This window comes from Roseateles sp. (genome assembly GCF_049240545.1).
In the GTDB taxonomy this organism is placed as follows: Bacteria; Pseudomonadota; Gammaproteobacteria; order Burkholderiales; family Burkholderiaceae_C; genus Paucibacter_A.
In genome coordinates, this window is sequence record NZ_JBMLSK010000363.1 from 1 (window position 1) to 1,371 (window position 1,371).

A 1,371-nucleotide genomic window follows, 5' to 3' on the forward strand; every position below is an offset into this window, starting at 1 on the left:
AGAGGTGGCCCCGCTTGCTTGAACACGACCTAGGGGTGAGATAAGTGGATCGGCTGCGGGTTGGTGATCTGCGATGCAGGGTTGTCCACGGCGGCGGGCGGGCGTCGCTTGCGACGAACGCACGACCGACGCGGTGGGCAACCCGGGCCTCATGCTCAGGCCGCCGCCTGCTGCGGCGCCAGTGTGTCGAAGTACACCATATCGGGCGTGCGCCCGCCATGGGCCTGGTGCGGACGCCGGGCGTTGTAGAACTCGAAGTACCTCGCCAGGCCCGCTCGGGCCGCGCCCACGCTGTCGTAGGCGCGCAGGTAGACCTCCTCGTACTTCACGCTGCGCCACAAGCGCTCGACGAACACGTTGTCGCGCCAGCAGCCACGCCCGTCCATGCTCTGCCTGGCGCCGCACGCCTTGACTGCATTGACGAACTCCGCGCTGCTGAACTGGCTGCCCTGGTCGGTGTTGACGATCTCCGGTGCCCCGTACCGGGCCACGGCCTCGTTGAGCGCCTCCACGCAGAAGTCCGCCTCCATCGTGATGGACACCCGGTGCGCCAGCGGGCGCCGGCTGTACCAGTCCAGCACCGCCACCAGGTACACCCAGCCGCGCGCCATCGGGATGTAGGTGATGTCCAGCGCCCATGCCGCGTTGGCGCGCTCGATCGCCTTGTCGCGCAGCAGGTACGGGAACACCGGGTGCGCTGGGTGCTTCTTGCTCGTGTTGGGCTTGCGGTACAGCGCCTGGATGCCCATGCGCTTCATCAGCGTGCCCACGTGGCGCCTGCCCACCCGCACACCCTCGCGGTCGAGGATGTCGCGCAGCATCCGCGCCCCGGCAAAAGGGTGCTCCAGGTGAAGCTCGTCGATCCGGCGCATCAGCCGCAGATCAGACTCGCTCACCGGCTCGGGGTGGTAGTAGACCGAGCCGCGACTGATCGCCAGAAGCTCGGCCTGGCGCTTGATCGGCAACTCGTGTTCACGGTCGATCATCGCTTTGCGCTCAGCAATCCCGCCTTGGTGAGCGCACCTTCTAAAAAATCGTTCTCCAGCGTGAGCTGCCCGATCTTGGCGTGCAGCGCCTTCAGATCCACTCCCGGCTGCGCCGGCTCGGCAGCGGCGCCGAAGACGCCAGCCGCCCGCTCGAGCAGCTGTCGTCGCCACTCGGTCACCTGGTTGGGGTGCACGTCGTGCTTGTGCGCGATCTCCGCGATCGTCTTGCCATCGCCCAGGGCCTCGATGGCCACCTTGGCCTTGAATGCCGGTGAGTGGTTCCGGCGTGGTCGTCTGCTCATGTGCTGCTCTCCTGCGAACACGGGCTCTATCCTCGCCCATCGGAGCAGCCTTTCCACTTTCAGCCGTGTTCAGTTTTGCGCGG

At 66.9% G+C, this 1,371-nt stretch carries 1 protein-coding gene; it reads right to left on the reverse strand.

Going from position 1 to position 1,371, the window contains the following annotated elements; genetic code table 11:
* Positions 1–155: 155 nt before the first annotated feature.
* Positions 156–1,288, reverse strand: a protein-coding gene (locus ACOVRJ_RS21880; RefSeq protein ID WP_422045931.1) for an IS3 family transposase whose coding sequence is annotated in 2 segments (ribosomal slippage) — positions 156–1,027 and positions 1,027–1,288 — 1,134 coding nt in all. Because the reading frame shifts where the segments join, the coding sequence is not laid out codon by codon here.
* Positions 1,289–1,371 lie beyond the last annotated feature (83 nt).